General features: G+C 62.6%; 14 protein-coding genes, 1 tRNA gene and 1 pseudogene. 8 read left to right on the plus strand and 8 right to left on the minus strand.

What is annotated here, in order from left to right; all coding sequences use genetic code 11:
- Positions 1–356 precede the first annotated feature (356 nt).
- Both BKA16_RS02815 and BKA16_RS02820 read right to left on the minus strand, forming a co-directional pair.
- Positions 357–1,421 carry an alpha/beta hydrolase gene (locus tag BKA16_RS02815; protein ID WP_183369242.1) on the minus strand — a complete coding sequence of 355 codons (1,065 nt, stop codon included), beginning with the start codon at positions 1,419–1,421 and terminating at the stop codon, positions 357–359.
- A complete protein-coding gene (locus BKA16_RS02820) occupies positions 1,418–3,478 on the minus strand; it encodes a CocE/NonD family hydrolase (RefSeq protein ID WP_343067253.1) in 2,061 nt (686 codons plus the stop codon). Before BKA16_RS02820 ends, BKA16_RS02815 begins: the two co-directional genes overlap by 4 nt.
- A gap of 219 nt (positions 3,479–3,697) precedes the next feature.
- On the opposite strand from BKA16_RS02820, the gene BKA16_RS02825 reads away from it, so the two are divergent.
- Positions 3,698–4,342 (plus strand): TetR family transcriptional regulator, encoded by a 645-nt coding sequence (locus BKA16_RS02825; RefSeq protein ID WP_183369244.1) that lies wholly within the window; start codon positions 3,698–3,700, stop codon positions 4,340–4,342.
- A gap of 85 nt (positions 4,343–4,427) precedes the next feature.
- Here the strand turns inward: BKA16_RS02825 and BKA16_RS02830 are convergent, their stop codons facing one another.
- Positions 4,428–5,084 (minus strand): TetR/AcrR family transcriptional regulator, encoded by a 657-nt coding sequence (locus tag BKA16_RS02830; RefSeq protein ID WP_183369245.1) that lies wholly within the window; start codon positions 5,082–5,084, stop codon positions 4,428–4,430.
- A gap of 98 nt (positions 5,085–5,182) precedes the next feature.
- Between BKA16_RS02830 and BKA16_RS02835 the strand changes: the two genes are divergently transcribed.
- On the plus strand, positions 5,183–6,538 hold the full coding sequence (locus BKA16_RS02835; protein ID WP_183369246.1) for a lipase family protein: 1,356 nt from the start codon (positions 5,183–5,185) through the stop codon (positions 6,536–6,538).
- Between the two features lie 152 nt (positions 6,539–6,690).
- A complete protein-coding gene (locus tag BKA16_RS02840; protein WP_183369248.1) occupies positions 6,691–7,752 on the plus strand; it encodes a YhgE/Pip domain-containing protein in 1,062 nt (353 codons plus the stop codon).
- Here the strand turns inward: BKA16_RS02840 and BKA16_RS02845 are convergent.
- From BKA16_RS02845 to BKA16_RS02860, 4 genes are all read right to left on the minus strand, one after another.
- Positions 7,704–8,228 (minus strand): DDE-type integrase/transposase/recombinase, encoded by a 525-nt coding sequence (locus tag BKA16_RS02845; RefSeq protein WP_183372856.1) that lies wholly within the window; start codon positions 8,226–8,228, stop codon positions 7,704–7,706. The two genes, BKA16_RS02840 and BKA16_RS02845, sit on opposite strands and share 49 nt — an antisense overlap.
- A 41-nt stretch (positions 8,229–8,269) precedes the next feature.
- Positions 8,270–9,481 (minus strand): IS110 family RNA-guided transposase, encoded by a 1,212-nt coding sequence (locus BKA16_RS02850; RefSeq protein ID WP_183369250.1) that lies wholly within the window; start codon positions 9,479–9,481, stop codon positions 8,270–8,272.
- A gap of 302 nt (positions 9,482–9,783) precedes the next feature.
- The gene (locus BKA16_RS23745; RefSeq protein WP_183369252.1) at positions 9,784–10,197 is read right to left on the minus strand and encodes an IS3 family transposase; all 414 of its coding nucleotides are present in this window, start codon (positions 10,195–10,197) and stop codon (positions 9,784–9,786) included.
- 35 nt (positions 10,198–10,232) lie between these two features.
- Positions 10,233–10,565: a transposase gene (locus tag BKA16_RS02860; RefSeq protein ID WP_183369254.1), complete on the minus strand. Its 333-nt coding sequence runs from the start codon at positions 10,563–10,565 to the stop codon at positions 10,233–10,235.
- Positions 10,566–10,828: 263 nt separating this feature from the next.
- On the opposite strand from BKA16_RS02860, the gene BKA16_RS02865 reads away from it, so the two are divergent.
- From BKA16_RS02865 to BKA16_RS02880, 4 genes and pseudogenes are all read left to right on the plus strand, one after another.
- The gene (locus tag BKA16_RS02865) at positions 10,829–11,170 is read left to right on the plus strand and encodes an ABC-2 transporter permease (protein ID WP_183369256.1); all 342 of its coding nucleotides are present in this window, start codon (positions 10,829–10,831) and stop codon (positions 11,168–11,170) included.
- 916 nt (positions 11,171–12,086) lie between these two features.
- Complete coding sequence (locus tag BKA16_RS02870) at positions 12,087–12,821, plus strand: alpha/beta fold hydrolase (RefSeq protein ID WP_183369258.1); 735 nt, start codon at positions 12,087–12,089, stop codon at positions 12,819–12,821.
- Between the two features lie 370 nt (positions 12,822–13,191).
- The gene (locus tag BKA16_RS02875) at positions 13,192–13,770 is read left to right on the plus strand and encodes a hypothetical protein (RefSeq protein WP_183369260.1); all 579 of its coding nucleotides are present in this window, start codon (positions 13,192–13,194) and stop codon (positions 13,768–13,770) included.
- Between the two features lie 48 nt (positions 13,771–13,818).
- Positions 13,819–14,131, plus strand: a pseudogene (locus BKA16_RS02880) (IS3-like element IS987 family transposase); the annotation flags it as partial.
- A gap of 240 nt (positions 14,132–14,371) precedes the next feature.
- On the opposite strand, the gene BKA16_RS02885 reads toward BKA16_RS02880, so the two are convergent.
- A tRNA-Leu gene (locus BKA16_RS02885) sits at positions 14,372–14,454 on the minus strand.
- A gap of 259 nt (positions 14,455–14,713) precedes the next feature.
- On the opposite strand from BKA16_RS02885, the gene BKA16_RS02890 reads away from it, so the two are divergent.
- On the plus strand, positions 14,714–16,090 hold the full coding sequence (locus BKA16_RS02890) for an FhaA domain-containing protein (protein ID WP_183369262.1): 1,377 nt from the start codon (positions 14,714–14,716) through the stop codon (positions 16,088–16,090).
- The last annotated feature ends 12 nt before the right edge of the window (positions 16,091–16,102 follow it).

Here is a 16,102-nt window from a genome sequence, read left to right on the forward strand (position 1 = left end):
AAAGAACTGCTGATCGACGGTGCCGATCAGGTCGACGAACTCTGGATCAAGTGCTGGTCATGTCTGCATGCTTAATCGAAGTAGCTGGTATCGAGATCGTCGACCCTGCGCCTACTCATGAGCTCGCCTGCTGCCGAGAGCGTAATTCGTCCAATCGAGTTCTTGCGGCAGTGGCACTAGGGGTGCCCGCTCAACCGTTTCCTGACTCGTGGTTGGGGAGGTGGGCTCGGCCCGTGTTCATCCAGTGGCGAACGAGGACGCGATTGCCGCGCATGCGGTTACAAGCGCCGCAGATCTGGCGAATACACGATGTTTCACGGGTTTCCTGTTCAATTTGAATGTCCAATTCTTTGCGTTCAGCGGGCCCTCGCTGCCAACGTGTTGCGTTGCACGGCCATGAACGCCTGATCGTGCGGCAGCGTCCAGTGCTTGCCGACGAATATCCGATTCGCGTTTTGGTCGTCTTTAGCCAGGTGTTCGAACCAGGCCGTCGACAGCCCGGCGGCCGGGTTGTTAGGGATGTCGGCGTTGACGAAGAAGTGTGTGCCGTTCAACGCCGTTGCGATGTAGGCTGGCGCCTGAAATATTGTCGCGTGATCGAGTCGCGGCCACAGGAAGTCCGGGGTAATGACGTCGAGGTTTCCGGTGATGGTGAGCATGGGCACGGTGACAGCCAACCCGGTTGGCGCCTGGATGCCGGTTCCGACGCTAAGCGCGCCGATGATCTTCAAGTCGGGGTCGATGAGTCGTTCATGCGTCGGGATGTAGCTGGCACCCCAGAACGCTGCTCCGGCGCCACCCGAGTGGCCTCCGAGAATGGTGCGCGAGAGGTCGACGTGGCCATGGAGTGCAGATCCAGGCCGTTTCGTCTCAGCGATGAGTGCCTGGACGCCCCACAACGGGTCCGTTGGAAACGAGTTGATGAAGTTGTAAGGGATTGCTACCACGTATCCGCGGCTGGCCCACAGGCGTGCGATGGCATCGTACTGGCCAGCATCACCGTCGAGCCCGGGAGTCCATACAACCGTCGGCGCTGGCGCGAGAGACGGTAGATCTTTGGGATAGTAGTACATCATCCCGATCGGCGACTCCAGACCATGTGGGAACGCGTGCGTGCACCGCATCTTGTCGACGTCGTTTCCGCCGAGGAGCCAGAAGAAGAACTTCTGGAGGCTGCCGTACAGGTCGTCACACGAGTGCAAACTTTTCGAAGCCACCACGCGGTGTGGGCCGGCAGCGGCGAACTCCGAATGGATGTCGCCTTGCACGGTCTTCGGCCACGCACCGCCGGGTCCTGTCGAGTTCGGCGCCCTGTCGTAGTCCGCGTCCCGTGATGGCGCTGCGGTCGCGCTGCCACCATGGACGAGGGTCAGTGCGATGATCGCGATCACGACTGTTCGCAGACCTCTGATGCGGTTCATGCGATTGCCTCCTTGCTCGACACGGTCACCCAACTCGGGTGAGCTGGGTCGATCACCACGTGTTCGGGTCGCAGCCCGGTATCACGACTGATCACGCCGAACGAGATTGCTCGCGGAGCGTTAAAAGCGTAGATACTCACGCGTAGCCGATGCCCCGGTTTAAGCAGCGCATCGGTCGGCAGCAGTCCGATGTCGACTGTGTGCGAACTCCCCGGCTTCACCGGTTGTCGACTCGCTCCGTCGAACGCGTAATAGGGATCGACGAGATCGCCGCCGGTCGCGTACTTGGACCGGCTGCGGTCGAGTTGGCCCCGGATGGACAGGCTCATCGATCCCGTAGAGATCACCTCCGACCGTCCGGACGGAGCGACGTCGCTGGCCACCGCGACGTAGAAGCCATCACGGGCGTCGACGCGGGTACGCAAATGGACGTTGACCGGCCCGCTGATCCGCGTCGACGTCGATACTCGGGGAGAGGTAAAGGTAAGCGCGCCGCGCTCGGCGATCCGATTGTCTTTACTGCACACGTCTAGGAATCCGACGAAGCCGATCAGGTCTCGGTTCGTGTCACCTGAACACAACGTCGTAATGCCGGGTCTGACCGTCCACTGTTCGCGGTTCACAGGCGGAGACGCTGATAGCGAACCGTCACGCACCGACGTCGGCGATGTGTGACTGGTCTTCCCTGTCAGATACAGCCGTCGATACTGCGATGTCGGAAGCGGGAACTCCGAGGACTGTCGCCATCCGCCTCCCAGGAGATGGCTGGTCATCGCCGGGAACTCATCGATTCCGTTATCCTCGTTTTTGATCCAGCGGTCGAACCACGCCTTCTGTAAGACCCCGATGGTCGGCGGCTGGCCACGCCCGCCCATATCCCACCCGTTGGTCAGGTGCTGACCGGTCCCCATAACGAGCTTTTTCTTGTCGGGCGTGAGGCTGCTGAGCTGATTGAGCATGTCTGCCTCGGCATTGGTAAATAGGTCTTGCCAACCGCCGATCGAGAAGGTCGGCACGTCGACCTTCGGCATGTCTGTAGTGAGCGACTCTCGGTACTTCGACCTGTATGTGACCAATTGTCGAGCCTCGGGACTTAGAGCCCGCATGGTCGGTGCCGCGATCGCTTGTAGGTACTCGCGCGCAAAGACTGCAGGGTCCGTCACCCGATCGCGAAGCCATCGCGGATCGAATCGGCCGCGGAGAAGCCTTGGCAAGTCCGGGATCATCTTGCTCCCGTTGACCGCGAACAACCACAACCCCAGGAAGCCAGCACCGAAGCCGGATCCGGGCGCCACCACATCAGAGACGATGTCAGTCATTGGCGCGACGGGAAAGATCGCGTCAAGACCTTTCGCGCCATCAGCCGCCGCCTGCAGCTGGTTGACCGCGGAGTACGACACTCCGCTCATGCCAAGGTGCCCATTGGAGTACGAACGGGTACGTGCCCACTCGAGGACCTCGAGCGTGTCCTTGCGTTCGCGCGGACCGAATACCTGCCACTTGCCCTGCGAGGTCCCTGTCCCCCGGACATCGACGACGACCTGCGTGTATCCACTCCGAACGAGTTTCGGATCCATCGACAGTGCACTAACCATGCCGCCGCGGAGCATTTTGAGTAGCTTCTCGGTCCCGGAGATCGGAGTCCCGGACAGATTGATAGATGCCAGGAAGTCGATCACCGGCTTCGAAAGTCGGGGAATGTTGGTCGCAGTCGTCGCGATCATGCTGATCAGCTTGTTATACGGAGTCATGTTGACGATCACCGGCGTCTTGTCGGTTGTTGGCCGGTTGTGGCGATCGGCAGGACGGTACACGTCCGCTCTCAACACCACACCGTCGGACATCCGGACCGGCACGCTCGTACTAACGTGAACTCCCGCGTACTCGTGCGATGCCTGATAGTCACGGGTCCACGCCTTCGAGTTCGACGATCCCGGCGCGGCCGACACCGACGGAGCGAAAACTGTAACGACGAGCGCCGCCGATAAAGCGACGCACACGAGCGCCCGCACCCCCACCCAAGCGACGGATACGCCTCGCTCAGCCTCGCCGGCCACTTGTGTCTCCGTAACGCGCCACCGAATCATCCGCCCCAACCACTCCTTGTGTATGCCGCCACGTCCCAGCCCCTCAATGGCGGAGATCACTTGAGTGAACCACCGATGGCCGATTAAAACAAGGGAGAGTTTCTACAACATGCCTCCGTTTCCAAATGTGTCGAGCCGGTAGTCTGACTCGGTGTCGACAACAACGCAGCACGGCGCGAGAGGCGTCCGGTGACGAGACGAATCCGCGGACTGAGCGCTAGGGAGCGAGAAGAACAACGACGAACACAGCTGCTCGACGCGGCGCTGGATCTGTTTCCCGAGCGCGGCTTCGGCAACACCTCGGTCGAGTTGCTCTGCCAAGCTGCCTACGTCAGCACAAAGAGCTTCTACCAGCTATTCAACAGCCGAGAGGACTGCTTTCTCGCCTTGTACGAGAGGACCACAGGCGCTTATCAGGAGAGCATTCTTGCCTCCAGCTCTGCTGGCGCTGCGGGCCACGGCGAGTCTGACGGGCCAGCCCAGGAAGAAGACCTCATTCGGACGTACGTAGATCTGGTCGTAGCTGACCGCCGTAAAGCCCTCGTCGCGTTCAGCCTGTCTCGAACTGTTTCCGACCCGGTCGAGCGCGCCCGCCGTCGCAAGCGCGCGTGGACCACGGACTTCGTTGAAGCCGTCTGGGCCTCCCATGGCTATCGCATACCACCGCGGCGAGTGACTGCGGCTCTGGTAGCCGGCATGTTCGAAGTGGTCATCGACTACCTGAACGACATCCACAGCGATGGCACAGCAGAGTCCCCCCAATCGTTAGCCGACGACGTCCTACTCTTCTACACCACTTTCCGCGCCGGACTAGCCGCTCACGGCCAGCGATGACAGAGGGCGGCCACCAGCCGCCAGATCGTCGCCGAGGGCAAACCCTAAAACGGCCCGCAACGACCTGATGGGACCTGCTGCACCGTCATGAGGCCATCATCCCCGTACGGACAGCCGATACGAACGAGAGAACCTCCCCCTCCAACTGGCTGGCGTCATGCGCGCTCGGCGCTCCGCCGCTGCGGTCAAGGAGGTCAGCAACGAGATCAAAGATCCCGCCAATCACAGCGACGGCCATGGCATCGGAGAACGAAGTCCGCTCCAGTCCCGATCGTGCCCACACAGAGTTGAGGAGGCTGGCCGCTTCGCGACGGTTGATCCGACGCTGCCTCTCTATGGCGGCCGACACTCCGGCCGCTTGACCGAAGAGGACAATCGGGATGCGAGGGTCCGCCATCATTTCGCCGACGAACGCTCGGACAACCCCGTCTGTTGGGTCTGATCCGTCGGCATCTGCCTCTTCGAGCGCGGCCGTCGCGACGTTGAGCAGATCACTCGTGCACCTCTGAAATAGAGCCAGGTAGCAGTCTTCCTTGGTTGCGAAATTCTCATAGAACGCCTTGTTTCCGACGTAAGCGGTCTGGCACAGCGCCTCGATCGACGTCTGAGAGAACCCGTTCTGAGAGAACAGCTCCAATGCGGTGTGCAGGAGCAACTGGCGACGCTGCGCGGCCCGCTCGGCAGCGTCGAGCCCATGTATACGTCTCCCAGCACGGGGTGACCCGGTGTCCTTCACTGTCATAGACGAAAGATTACCGGTAGTTTGAAACAAGTAGACTTGTTGCAAACATGGGTGTGTGCTGTAATTCATCAACACCATTCCCATGAAGGGCATCACACATGCGTTATCAGGCATACCGGGTGCAGCGTCGCAGCGTCAGGCTCAGCATTGTCGGTGCCGCAGCCTTGCTCGCTCTGGCTGGCCCACCCACCGTTAGCGCGAAACCCGCTTTTCCGCAGCACTTTCCGTCCAGTCAGAATCAGTTACCACAGCTCCCCACCGAGCCCGACATCTATGACCTGTTGCCGATCCGCACACCGGAACAGGATCGCTGGTACCGAGACCCTCCGAACATCGATGCCTACCGACCCGGGCAGATTGTGCGCACTAGGATCGTGCAGACCCGCATCTTGGGCGTTCCGTTCCCAGTGCACACCAAGCAAATCCTCTTCCGTTCCGAAGATGCACACGGACGTCCGATCGTCACGGCGACGTCGGTGATTGTCCCGGGAATTCCCTGGATTGGAGGCCCCCGACCGGTGGTGTCGTTCCAGGAAGCAATCGACGCGACGGCGTCAGCGTGCAACCCTTCTCACACACTGCAGGTCGGGACGTTCAAGGAGGCGCCACTGGCGGCAGCGTGGCTTGCCCAGGGTTTTGCGGTCAACGTGCCCGACTTCGACGGCAAGTACAACACTTTCAACACGTGGGACGAGGGAAAGATGGTCCTCGACAGCCTGCGCGCGGTGAAGAACGACAGGGCGTTGAGCCTCAAGGATTCGCGCTTCGCTCTGTACGGATACTCAGGTGGAGGGTCCGGATCCATCCGCGCCGCGGGACTCCGTGAAACATACGCACCCGATATCGAACTGGCAGGCACCGCTCTGGGAGGAACCCCGGGCGATCTGCTAGCCGTGGCCGAGTACGGCGTCAAACAGCAGCCAGGTGTCACCGGAATCGCGAACTTCACCACGTGGTTGGCCTTCGCTTCGCTGTCGCGCAATTATCCTGATGTCTTCGACGCGAAGAGGCTCCTCACTCGTGCGGGCCAGAAGATCGTGGCCGACATGTCCCGCCGCTGTCTTTATACGTCGGTCGCGACTGGCATGTACCGGCCGATCAGTGAGTACTTCCGTCCTGGTCTGACGCTGTTGACCGCGCCAGGGGTCAAGCGGGTCCTGCGCGAGATCAGCCTCGACCGTCATGTCCCCGACTCACCCGTTCTGTGGTTTCACGGAGTCTGGGATGAGTTGATTCCTCCGTCGGTGGTCGTGCCGACGGTGAGAGAGTATCGCGCCGCGGGCGCTAACATCCGGTTCATCACTTCGCCGCTGCCTGAGCACGTTGTCAACGCTGGCGTCACCTGGGCGCCGGCACAGGCCTGGATCAGCGCGATACTTCGGGGCGCTGACCCGGGACCGACGTTCATGCTCGACTACCCGGCACCACTGCCCCAGGGATTCCCGGGCACCTGATCTAGCAAGCCTCAACGGCGAACGGATTCGGAGAAGTCGTGATTCACGAGAGTGCCGACAACACCTGTGTGTCCTGACCTGAACCGTTCGTTGTGAGCTACCTCTGATGTGATCTTGCTCGGCCGAAATCGGGCGAAGAAGGGTGAGGACAAATGAGTCCCAACGCAAGCAACCGGACACGCGTACAACGCTCCCGAGTAGCGCGCCTGCTGCTGGCGGTCCTTGTGGTCGTGCCACTCGCGTTCGCTGCGCTCTATATGTGGGTGGTCTGGGACCCCACGAAGACAGTCAAGGACATGCCTGTCGCGATCGTCAACGCCGACGTTCCTGCCGGCGAAGGAGACGACCAGGTCCACGCAGGTGCCGATGTGACGGCGAACCTCATCGATTCGGGTTCACTGGCTTTCGAGTCCGTCGACTCGTCAGCCGCATACGACGGGCTGCGCAGCGGGCACTTCTACTTCGTGATCGACATCCCGACAGACTTCAGCACCACGTTGTCGGAGATCGGCGACGCCACTGTGGCCCCCGCGCTGATGACGGTGACATACAACGACAACAACACACTCAAGGCGTCGAGCATCGGCGCCGCGGCGATGTCTAAGATCAACGCAGCGGTACTCAAGGGTGTGTCGAGTACCACGGTCGGGACGGTTGTCGACGGCGTCCAGTCGCTCGGGGACGGACTCCGTACAGCTGCGAACGGCTCAGGTCAGCTGCGCGATGGCACCTCCCAATTGCGTGACGGAGCAAACGATCTCGCTGACGGTATTGTTGGACGTCTGGCCCCCGGCGTGACAGCAGCGGCCCGCGGAGCGGAGAAGGTCGATGACGGTGCGCAGCAGGTCTCCGACGGGCTGCGCCGCCTCCAGACTGGTACCGATGAGCTCGGGGCGGGAGCCACTCGTCTGGCGGATGGCATAGATGATCTCGTCGGCACCGTCAATCTCCCGACTGTTGACCGCACCGTGGCGCAGCTACAGAAGGCCGCGCCCGGAGTAGACCTCAGCAAGCTCACGGCACTCCTCGACGGCCTCAGCCAGTTGCAGAGCGGCAGCAGGCAGATCGCTACTGAACTCACGGATCCGTCGGCGGCCTACCGGTCAGGCGTCGACACACTCGTGGTCGGCAGTCGAACTGATCCATCCCGGTGTTTCCGGAGAGCTCAGGTCGTGAGTGCCTCCTCCGGATTGAGGGTGGCGATCCGATCGTAGTGGAGTCGCTCGGCGTGGTCGGGGGTGAGGTCGTGGCAGTAGCTGTGAGGCCGCTGCCGGTTGTAGAACGCGACCCATTCGGCGGTGGCCAGTGACAGTTCCGCGACGCCGTGGAATCGGGGCTGGTTGTCGACGAGTTCGTTCTTGTAGTCGGCGTTGACCGATTCGGCTAACGCGTTGTCGTAGCTGTCACCGATGCTGCCGATCGAGGCGGCGATCCCCGCTGCGGCCAGCCGTTGCCCGAACGCGAGAGCCGTGTACTGCGACCCCGCATCGCTGTGATGAATCAGATGATCGAAAGCCGTTGTGCCACAACGTTTCCGGTTGTCAATCGCGTTGTCGATAGCGGTGGTGACCAGGTCGGAGGTCATCTCCGCGGCGACTTTCCAGCCGACGATCTTGCGGGCGAAGACGTCGGTGACGAACGCGGTGTAGGCCCAGCCGCCGACGGTGCGGCAGTAGACATCCCACGCCAGTCATATGTCAAGTAGGTAGTGGTGGTGGTTGGTGTTCGGGGTTACGCGGCGGCGGGTGTGGCAGCTCGCGGCCACGCGGCAGTGTCGTCCCAGGATTGATCGTGCTGCAGGCACCACCACAGGCGCCCGAGGAGCTTGTTGGCCAAGGCTCGCAGTGCGGCGTTGTGGTGGTCTCCGACAGCACGGCGACGGTCGTAGAACTCGCGGGCCGGCGCTGACCATGTCAGCGCTGCGAACGCCCACCAGTGGCAGGCATCGGCCAGACGCCTGTTGCGGACTTTGCGGGCCTTGACGTAGTGCGAGCGGCCTGACGCGATCGTCACCGGCGCTGTTCCCGCGAAAGATCGCAGTCCCGTTGGTGACCTGAAACGCGTCGGGTCATCGCCGATTTCGGCGAGAATACGCGCACCGAGAACACCTCCGAGGCCGGGGACCGAGTCGATGATGTCCGCTTGAGGATGCTCGGCGAATGCGGTGACGAGTTCACGCTCGAGCACTGCGACGGCATCGAGCATCGCCACGATGATCGCGACCAGACTGGCTACGGTATGACCTAAGGCCACCTCCACAGCATCCGGCTGCCGCAGCCCGGGGGCGTGCAGATCGCTATGGATCTGGGTTACCAGGGCGGGGTCGTTGCGTCGGCCAACCCTTTTGAGCGCGTTGCTGATCCGCGGGCGAGTCAGCTTCGCCGCATCCGTGGGGGTGGGCGCTATTGAAAGAACCTCCATCGCCGCTCGGTGCTTGAGCTTCGGAAATGCTTGCAACGCTTGAGGATAGAACTCCAGTAGCACCGAACGCAGCCGACTGATCGTCTGATTCTGCGCCCAGATCGCTTCCTGATGCTGACGCGCCAGCGCCTTGATCGCCTGCTGCTGCTCGCTGTTGGCTGGCAGCCGACGATGCTGGTGACGGTCAGTGCGCACGATGTCGGCGAGCACCGCGGCATCACGCGAATCGGACTTGTTGCCCGCCTGTCCGTGGCGTTCGCGGTACCGCGCGACGGCCCGCGGATTGATCGGATACACGGTGAAACCCGCGCCAGCCAACGCCACAACCAGAAGATTCTTATCGGTCTCGATCGCGATCGGCACGTCGTCCGCAGTGCCGCCATGGTCAGCGACCATCGCCAGGAGTTCGGCAAAACCGTTGGGGTCATGAGTGATTCGCCGACGTTCAATGATGAAGCCGGAGTCGTCCATCAACGCTATGTCGTGATGGTCCTCGGCCCAGTCGATACCGCACGTGATCATCGAGCACATCCTTTCCGATGCCATCCGCCAGTAGGTCCGGCGAATCGATGAGCTCGGAGAGCGGGCGGCGACCTAATGGCGGCACTCTCGGTGCGGCATCTCACAAGCCGAACACGCACCTCCGCGGCGGACTGATGGGGTCACCGTCTACGTTCAGACCTCGGCACGCATCCGTGAACTCAACTGTCAGTAATCACCCACCAGCAGCTCGGTTCAACCATGCACCGGAATCGGTAAAATCTCAGTGACCACCCACCAGCCGCCATGTCGTCCCGCCCAGATGTGCGGACCCGACACTCCCATTAGGTGAAGTCGGCCACCCACAGCCGGTTGGGTGCGGCCGCGTAGAAGTGGCGGTCGACCAGGTCGGCCGGCCGGTGATGCTCGGGGTTGGGGGTCGTGGTGCGCGGGGACTTTTTCTTCGACGCCCCGCGCCAGCCCATCTCACTCATGAGACGCTCGACGGTGCAGCGCGCCACATCAATTCCATTGCTGCGCAATATGATCCATGTCTTGCGTGAGCCCAGGACGCGGGTCAGCGGGTGCTGCCGGCGCATGGTGAAAATCGCGTCGATGACGCGAGCATCCGCCCGCATGCGCGCCGACGGACTCCGCCGACGGTACTCGTAGTACGTGGACGGGGCGATGGCCATACCGTGCTCGGTGAGCACCTGGCACATCGAATCGACTCCCCAGACAAGACCATCGGCGCCCACCCGGTTTCCCTGGTGAGCGCCGATGAACCCCACGATCAGCGATGTGGCCGGTCGATCTCGGCCGCGAAGAAAGCTGATGCCGCCTTCAGGATGCCGTTGGCACGTTTGAGTTCGGCGACTTCCTTGCGGAGCCGACGCACCTCCTCAGCCGTATCGGCCGAAGCGCCGCCCGAGGAGACCGAGGCGGCCCCGACGCCGGGGGCCTTACGCACCCACTGGCGCACCGTTTCGGCTGCGCCCACACCGAGCAGGTCCGCGGTCTTCTTCATCGCCGCCCACTCCGTCGAACCCTGACCCACCAACTCCACCACCATCGTCACCGCGTCACGCTTCAACTCCGCCGAGTAGTGCTTCGTTCCTGCTGCCATGAGATCCATCTTCCCTTGAGACGAACCCTCCGGAAATCCCGGGACGGATCATCCTGTCGTTCCGCGGTCACCGATACCTGACTGGACACGACGATCCTCCGACGATCCGAACGGTCTTGCGTCGTGCCGCTGCGGTCGGCGCGGTCTCACTCGCCGTGATGACAGTGGTAGGGGGCATCCTGTGGGCGTTCCTCGACCCGTCGCCGTCGCCAGGATCGCTCGGACAGGTCGTTGCCATAACGGCGGCCGCGACACTGATGAACGTGGCACTCGTCTCGATCCTGTTCACCGCGTTCGGATATGTGGCGGGGGCCGTGGCGTCACTGGCTGCCTTGATGTTGCAAATGTTTGCGTACGGCGGCATATGGATGGTCGAGACCTTGCCTGCCCCCCTCCGTGCTCTTCATCCAGTCAGCCCGCTTACCTACGTGCGCGACGGACTCATCTCCGGGTTCAACGGAACACCCGGATTTGGTGCGGCAATCGCCACGATCACGATGATCGGCGCCATCGCGGCGGCCGTGAACCTGGCAGCAGTGAGGCTGGCTCGTCGACGATTCGAGGCGAAGTCGACTACGAAGGCAACGGCGACAGTAGCCACGTGAGTCGAGGACACTCACGGATCGGGCGCGCATTCAGTGTGAACACACTGACAACCGCGCGGTGATCAGGAGCGTGCTCGTCAGCCAGGACGCCTTAATTCACGACCCTTTTCGGCATCCCTACTCTCCAGATAGTTCCAGAAAATCGCACCCAAGGCTTAGTGTCTGCCTGTCGGAGAATCGAACAATATACTCGTCAGCAAGAGCATTCCTCCAAACAATTGTGCCACGCATTCCTTTCATGGCACCTTTTATGGCCACGACTTCGTCTCCGACGCTATGGTGCACCAGTTACACCCGATCCAATCCATTCCGGCATGCTCGTCGCTGCGCTATAGTGCGACAACTCGGGGTGCGCCCGAAGCAGTGTCCCACTAAGGGGCGACGGTGACATAAGGCGATAACGTCTTCTCGTCGTTCGCGCCACGGGCCCTCGTCGCGTTCCGGTCGTGCGGTGTCGACCCTAGTATGGGCACTGAAGTCAGCGATGCCCAGCGTCCAACAGTTGCACCCGAGGAGTCTGATACTGGGACGGGGCGCAGCCGCCATTGATTGTCACGATGAGTTCCTGAGCATGCGAGACGTAAACATTCGCTCAGAAATCCTTCTAGTTCAACGCACCTCGCGCGCATGAATATTGAAGTTCCCGAACCCACTCCACTCGCGCACGGCACGACCCTAGTGTTGTGCTTAGAGATTCTTCCACTCCTTACCAGCTCGCCACCCTGGGTGCCAACACTGAACGAAACGAATCAGTACCGCCCACCACGGTAAGGCACCATTCGCGTACAAACAAGAACCCGTGTCTCGGAAACGAGCGCATGTTAGTATTATTCCTGGGCACATGCTGCGCGTGATTCGCGCAGACGTCTGCGGCGTATGCGCTGTGGCACGTCTTGCATGTCCAGTTAGGAGTGAAGTGACTGAATGGGTTCTGGTGCGCGGGTTGACTCGCGAGCAACGTCACTGGCATGACTTACCGATCATTCTGGCTGAATTGGGCGAACGCGTGACTTGCATTGATGCGCCCGGATTTGGGACTGAGCACACAAGACGCTCACCGTCGACTATCCGGGAGATCACCGACGACATGCGCGATCGCCTTCCTTTCGCGCACGAGGATCGAGCGATCTTGGGTATTTCGCTCGGCGGAATGGTGGCCTTGGATTGGTGTTCGCGGTATCCATACGACTTCTCGCTGTGCGCTGTAGTCAACACACTTGCCCGCGACGTGTTCCGCCCCAAGTACCTCACGCGCGGTGCCCTCACGGTGCTGGCTCTCAGGCGGTTCCGGTCGCTCCGGGGACACGAGCGGGCGGTTGCCCAACTGACAGTCGCCAGCGCGAGCGTAGACAGTGAAGAACTGGTGCGACAGTGGGTGAATTTCCATCACGATGCGCCACCGACAGAAGCTAGCGTCCGAGCTCAAGCATTGGCTGGCCTAAGATTCCGTCTGCCTGAGACGCTGCCGACCCCCCTCACTGTTGTCGCCGCGCGCGGCGACCGTCTCGCCGACCACCGGATGTCGCAGCACATCGCAGAACGCTACGAAGCGCAGATGTTTCTCCATCCGTGGGCTGGCCACGACCTCCCGGTCGACGACCCCGCGTGGCTCTGCAGCGTTCTACAGGCAGCAAAAGGTGGCAACCGTTAGACGCTCATACACGTCCACGCCTGGCCACCCGCCACCGCGCGATTTCGTAGTTACGGCGTCACTAACCGTCCAGTCGCTTCACCCAGAGAGTTGCAGGCGCATGAGCGTCCAGCGCCCCTCGCCTTACGAGCACGGTCCTGGGACCTGATCAGCACGGGATCGTCACACGGTGGGGCGTAGACGACAACGAGGTTGTGGCCGAGGCGTCGTTCAGTCTCTTCGACAAGAACCGACAGATCTCTGTTCCTCGGCTTCTCACGGAACTTTTGCTTCCTGAATTTCTCCAGGTGGACATTGACACTGCGAACGATGGCGTGAATCGCCCCGACGTGTCCGGAGACTCTGATCTGCCCCGGGTTGCCCGAAGTCGATGTCTTGGTTTTCCGGCTTTGACGTCCACCTCGACACCGCCGCCGACCGTGGCATCGACGTCGAACCCATCATCGAACGCGCCGCCGCGCACCACCCGCTCCCCACCGAGACACCCGCGGCCGCGCTGTACTGGCGCGCTGCCGACGACCTCGCTGCCGACTCCGTCGTCACTGCCCGTGACGCTCTCGACGCCGCGAACCTGCACCTAGCCGATCAACGCCTGACATCACTGTCCACGGTGGTCGCCGCTGAGAGCACCAGCCGGTGGGCACAGCACCCTGATCGCGACGACCTCACCGCCGCGCTCGCGGCCGCGCACGCCCACACCGGACTCGCGCCCGAACACCTCGTCCACGCCGCCGGACGCCACCGCGACGTCGACGACCTCACCGGCATCCTCCGCAACCTCGGTGCCGTCACCAGCTCGCGCACCGCACCCGCCGCACTCCCCGGCGACGACCCCGCCGCCGTAGAGGCAGCACGCGCCGCGCACCAGCGCTACCAGAACATCGTCGAGGTCGCCCGCCGCGAACTCGACCACACACCCCCAGCCTGGATCAGCCAACTCGGCCCCTGAATCGCCCCGGCGTGTCCGGAGACTCTGTTCCTTGGGAAGGATGGAGTCATGTCAGGAAGCACGTCGAAGAGGTGCCCGTCGGAGTTGCGTGAGCGGGCGGTCCGGATGGTCGCTGAGATTCGGGCTGAGCATGAGTCGGAATGGGCGGCGATGACCAAGGTCGCTGAGCTGCTCGGAGTGGGCACGCCGGAGACCATCCGGAAGTGGTGTCGTCAGACCGAGGTCGATGCTGGCCACGGCCGGGGACGACGACCGAGGAATCAGCGGAGCTTAAGCGGCTCAAACGCGAGAATGCCGAGCTCAAGCGCGCCAACGCGATCCTCAAGTCCGCATCGGCTTTCTTTGCGGCCGAACTCGACCGGGACTGCCAAGTCACGGCTTGGGCGGCCGAAACCGATAACCCACCCCGACGCCACGCCCGCTACATACACGCATTCTGGCAATTAACCCGCGGACTGCGACTCCGGGAGGGAGCAAGAGACACGAGTCCCCGAAACCGACGACCACAGGCAGACCAATCAGACGGATCAACAAAAGAAGAGGTCAGGACAAATTTCTGCATCCTGACCTCTTCTGCGGTTTCGGCCTGAACCGCTCACTGTGGGCGAAGGGGGACTTGAACCCCCACGTCCCGAAGGACACTGGCACCTGAAGCCAGCGCGTCTGCCATTCCGCCACTCGCCCGTGGCGTCGCACATTCGACGTATGTCGCGTGGACTCGAAAACGATAGCATGCAGTCGGCGCGGAACGTAAATCGTTACCCCGCGATACTGCTGACCTGGGCATAAGCCGGTGAGTCGACGTCCGACGGTCGCTCCCCGCGGTGTGACATCAATTGCGCGCGTGACGGACAGGAGGCGCAGGGCTTGCCTGGTCGGTAACATCGACGGGCACGGTACGCACGCCGACACGCCATGAGACCGCTGAAGGGAGACGGGACGGGTGGGAATCCTCAAGCGCTTCGATCGCCTCGAGCGCAAGCTCGAATCCGCCGTCGACGGTGGCTTCGCCCGGGTATTCGGGGGCAAGGTGGCACCGCAGGAGATCGAGCAGAGCCTACAACGTGAGGCCGAGAGCACGCTCGAGAACCTCGGCGACGGAGCGAGTCTCGTCGCCAACAGTTACGTCATTTCGCTCAGTCCGTCCGACCTGGAGCACGTGTCCGGCGAGTACGAACTGAACAGGAAGATATTCTCCCGCCATTTGGAGGACTTCATCCGCGACAATGGGTGGCAGACTTACGGACCAGTGGTCGTAGAGTTCGATCAGATACCGTCACTGCACACCGGACAGTTCCATACCGACGGCGTCGTCAATCCCGATGCCACACCACGCCCGGTCCCCGCACCAGCAGCGGCTCCGGGACCAGCTAGTCACCGAGGAGCCCCAGCCATGACCAATCCCCCCGGAAACGATCAGGGCGGCCAGTACCCCGGCTACCCGCAACAGGGCGGACAGTACCCCCAGTACGACTACGACCAGCAGGGCTACGACGCCCAGCCCGGGTACGACCAGCAGGGCTACGCACCGCAGCAGCCCGCGTACGACCAGCAGGGTTACGCGCCTCCCGCCGCCGACCAGGGCTACGGCCAGCAGCCCGCGTACGACCAACAGGGCTACGGTCACCAGCAGGCCTACGACTACAACCAGCAGGGTTACGGTCAGCAGGCCGGGTACGACCCGGCTCAGCAGGGCTACGCCGCTCCCGCCGACCAGGGCTACGCACAGCCCCAGGCCTACGACCAGCAGGGATACGCCGCACCGGCCGATCAGGGCTACGCGCCGCAGCCCGGCTACGAGCAGCCGGCATACGACCAGGGCTACGGCCAGCAGCAGGGATACGCCGCACCGGCGGACCAGGGTTACGGTCAGCAGCCCGGCTACGAGCAGCCGGTGTACGACCAGGGCTACGGCCAGCAGCAGCCCGCATACGACCAGCAGAATTACGCGGCTCCCGCCGAGCAGGGCTACGGTCAGCAGCCCGCCTACGACCAGGGCTACGCCGCTCCGGCGGCCGGCGGCGGCTACGCCCCGTCGGGCATCACGCTCGTCCTCGAAGACGGCAGCAACCGCACGTTCTCGCTCCGCCAGGGCTCGAACGTCCTCGGTCGCGGACAGGACGCGCAGTTCCGCCTGCCGGACACCGGCGTGTCGCGCCGTCACGCGGAGATCCGCTGGGACGGTCAGACGGCGATGCTGACCGATCTGAACTCCACGAACGGCACCACCGTCAACGATCTGCAGGTCAGCGCCTGGGAGCTCGCCAACGGCGACCGCATCCGTTTGGGGCATTCCGACATCACGGTCCGCTTCCAGTAGACCGAGTCCGCA

Source organism: Gordonia humi (assembly GCF_014197435.1).
GTDB lineage: Bacteria > Actinomycetota > Actinomycetes > Mycobacteriales > Mycobacteriaceae > Gordonia > Gordonia humi.